Below are 3,320 nucleotides of genomic sequence, written 5' to 3' on the forward strand. Positions count from 1 at the left end.
TCGGAAGGTCTTGCGGTTCATGTTTCTTCCTGCGGGGTTATCGGATGCCTGGCTGCGTTCGGCGCAGGCCGGAGGAGAGGGGAGCCTCCGTCGATTGAAGAGAAATGTTGAAACTTAAACCAACGCAATCCACCGTACGGTCCGCGGATTCGAGCGTCAAGCGATGGAGGGAAGTCATCGCCACGGATCAGGATGGGTGCGAACGAAGCTGGACCGGGCCTGTTCCTGTCCGCGGAGCGGACCGCATCACCGAGGGCGGGATCGTCCTCCGCAGCCCGGCCGCGTCTATCGTGGAATGCGGACACCGGCGGCGGCGTCGAGGCGAGACGGACATGGCGGAACCTGAGATCGACTACAGGGCGGTGTTCCAGGCCCTTCCCGGTGCGATGGCGCTGTTGACGCCGCAACTGGTCTACGCAGACGTCAACGAAGAGTTCCTGCGAACGTTGGGCCGCACCCGCGGGCAAGTCATCGGCCGCTACCTGCCCGACGATTTCGCCCACAGCCAGAACGACCCCGGCGCAGCCGTGGTGCGCAACGTCCAGGCGTCAATGCACCAGGTGCTCGGAAGCAGTGAGCCCGACATCATCGAGCTGCAGCGCTACGACATCGAGGACCCCGACCGGCCCGGGGTGCGGGGCGAACGCTACTGGAGCATGATCAACGTTCCCGTCCTCGACTCGGACGGACGGGTGGCACTGCTGATCCACCGGCTGGAGGAGGTCACCGAACTCATCCGCGCCCGCGAAGTCGCGCTGAGCCTGCAAGAGGCGATGCTTCCCGCTCCCCGCCCGGTCGGACGCCACCCGGCAGCCGTGCGCTACCGGCCCGCCGTCGACACGCTGAACGTGTGCGGTGACTGGTACGACCTGGTCGACCTGCCCGGCGACCGCATCGCGGTCGCCGTCGGCGACGTCGTAGGGCATGGCTTGCCTGCAGCCCAGGTCATGGGGCAACTGCGCAGCGCGCTCAGCACCGCCTCCCGCGTTGCCGCCGGCCCCGCCCAGACCCTGGAAGTGCTCGGCTTGTACGCCCGCTCCGTCGACGGCGCCGAGAACACCACAGTGGCCAACACGTTCATCGACTGGGACACCCACACCATCACCTACAGCAGCGCCGGCCATCCCCCGCCGGCCCTCCTGCAGGTCGACGGCACCGTCGAGTTCCTGGACCAGGCCACCGACCCCCCTCTCGGTGCCAGCCCCGAACAAGTCCCCCCGCCCCAGGCCGCAGCGCACTTCACCGACGGCGCCGTGCTCGCGCTGTACACCGACGGCCTCATCGAGCGCCGCCGCGAAGACATCGACACCGGCCTCGCCCGGCTCGCCGACTCCCTGACCCGCCACCAGGCGGCCGACCCCGAAACCCTCGCCGACGCCGTGCTCTCCGACCTGCTCCCGTCCGGCGGCGTCACCGACGACACCGCCCTGGTCATCGTGCGCCTGTGATCCCGGCGGACCGCCTCGCCGGAGGGGCGGCCTCGTGTCGGGGTCTGACGCGCAGTCGACACTGACGATCCGCTTCGAATCGGCCCGGACGGTGACCGGGCCCCATCGCTGGAACGGCGCGAGCGGCACAGGCCGGCAACCGCCGAGCAGGTCTGTCGACGCTGCCACGGCACTGACCGGCTGGAGTTCCCGGCCGGCGAGGACGAGCGCCGACGGAAGGGCCTCGGACCCGCCCGAGTTCCGTGGTCGGCGAGGCGCGCGCCGCCGCTGACTGCGGAACCCGTGGTCAGCGTGAACTGTCAACGCTGGAGGAGTCGCCGGGGAGGGTCTTCTTCCAGGAGTCCTTGCGGTGGCTGGGGGACGGGGCCGGCGATGGCTTGGGGGCGGCGTTCTGTCCGTCCTTGCCGTCCTTGCCGTCCTTCCCCTCCCTGCCCTCCCTGCCCTCCCTGCCTTCCCTTCCGTCCTTGCCGTCCTTTCCGTCCTTCCCCTCCCTGCCTTGGGGGCCGGGCGGGCCAGGGGGGCCGGGCGGACCGGAGGGGCCGGGTGTGACGTTCCCCCCCGCTAGATCGCCGATGTGATGCACCTGCAGATCGTCGATCTGCATTTGCTGGGAGATGAGCGCAGCTGACTGCACGACGAGCGCGGCGATCAGTGATCCGCGGAGCAGGAGATGACGCCACGGCCTTCGTGGAATTTCGTTCACAGTGCTCACATGATCTCTTACGTTGCGTGACGGCGACAGTGTAAGTGATGAGGCGTCGAAGTCGGCGGATCTCCTCGTCGAGGGTCTGTTCCGCGGTGGCACCGGCCGCGGTCGTGGCCGTCGTGACCACCGGCGCACCCGGTGCGGGCTTCGGGTGGGCGGGTCTGCCGGCCGCCGCCTGGATCCAGTTCGCCGCGGGAGTCGGTGAGGAGTCTCCCCTCGGCGGGCGCTAACGCTCCGCGCCTGTGGCGTCTGCGGGGTCGGCGGCGGCCTGGACGAGGTTCTGCTCCAGGCGTTCCAGGGTGTGCAGGGTGTCGGTGCGCTGGTCAGCGGTCAGGCCTGCCGTTACGAGGTCCTCAAGCTGGGTCCAGACCCGTTCGACCTCGTGGCGCAGGGCGTGGCTGGCCGTCGTGGGTTCGATGAGCGAGGCGCGTTTGTCGGTGGGCGAGGGCCGGCGGCGGACGAAGCCGGCCTGTTCCAGGCGCTGGATGGTGCGGGTCATGGTGGCGGCGTCGGAGTCCAGCAGCCGCACCAGGTCGACCTGTCGCTGGGGGCCGAGTTCCCACAGGTGCATCATGACCAGCTCCTGGCCCGGGTGCAGGCCGATGCGGCGCAGCAGTTGTCCGGCGAACATGCGGTGCAGGCGGGCCAGGCGGAAGATCGCGTGGCTGCACGGCCCACCCGCGGCCGCGGCCGGCACCGGGACGCCGGCCTTCTCCCGCCTCGTCCCCGCGGGATCCTTCCCGTCCTTCGGTGTCATCTCTTCCTCACTTCCTGCTTGAGCAATATAAGCCTTACCTTCCGGTACGTGGGCTCGTGGGACTGTTCGGGCGCCGAGCCGCATATGGGCAGCTCAAGCCATGTGATGCGCGTCACATTATGTCCCGGGAAGGGGTTTCCGGGATTTACTTGTTCAGACAGTCAATCGCCTGGTTCGGGCAGCGGGAGCCCGAGCCGCAGAGCACCACTTCTCCCGGAGGAAAGACCATGACCACTGCTTTCGATCCGATCGTCCTGGGCGGCAAGCGCCTGGCCAGCCGCGTCGCGATGGCGCCGATGACCCGCAGCCGTGCCTTCGGGCCCGGCGCGGAGCCGACGGAGCTGATGGCGACGTACTACGCGCAGCGCGCCAGTGCCGGGCTGATCGTCACCGAGGGCATCCAGCCCTC

At 69.2% G+C, this 3,320-nt stretch carries 3 protein-coding genes and 1 pseudogene; 2 read left to right on the forward strand and 2 right to left on the reverse strand.

Translation table 11 applies throughout. The features are described from left to right. Nucleotides 1–332 precede the first annotated feature (332 nt). Nucleotides 333–1,448 (forward strand): PP2C family protein-serine/threonine phosphatase, encoded by a 1,116-nt coding sequence (locus tag ACFQ87_RS45175; RefSeq protein ID WP_380616872.1) that lies wholly within the window; start codon nt 333–335, stop codon nt 1,446–1,448. A gap of 286 nt (nt 1,449–1,734) precedes the next feature. On the opposite strand, the gene ACFQ87_RS45180 is transcribed toward ACFQ87_RS45175, so the two are convergent. Further along, nucleotides 1,735–2,160: a hypothetical protein gene (locus tag ACFQ87_RS45180; protein WP_380616873.1), complete on the reverse strand. Its 426-nt coding sequence runs from the start codon at nt 2,158–2,160 to the stop codon at nt 1,735–1,737. 220 nt (nt 2,161–2,380) lie between these two features. Further along, nucleotides 2,381–2,911: a MarR family winged helix-turn-helix transcriptional regulator gene (locus tag ACFQ87_RS45185; protein ID WP_380616874.1), complete on the reverse strand. Its 531-nt coding sequence runs from the start codon at nt 2,909–2,911 to the stop codon at nt 2,381–2,383. A 227-nt stretch (nt 2,912–3,138) separates the two neighbouring features. Between ACFQ87_RS45185 and ACFQ87_RS45190 the strand changes: the two are divergent. Next, nucleotides 3,139–3,320, forward strand: a pseudogene (locus tag ACFQ87_RS45190) (alkene reductase); the annotation flags it as partial.

Source organism: Kitasatospora sp. NPDC056531 (assembly GCF_042794375.1).
Lineage (GTDB): Bacteria > Actinomycetota > Actinomycetes > Streptomycetales > Streptomycetaceae > Kitasatospora.

Coding starts and splice junctions, on each gene's coding strand:
- ACFQ87_RS45175 (WP_380616872.1), top strand. CDS start 333: ATGGCGGAACCTGAGATCGACTACAGGGCGGTGTTCCAGGCCCTTCCC.
- ACFQ87_RS45185 (WP_380616874.1), bottom strand. CDS start 2,911: ATGACACCGAAGGACGGGAAGGATCCCGCGGGGACGAGGCGGGAGAAG.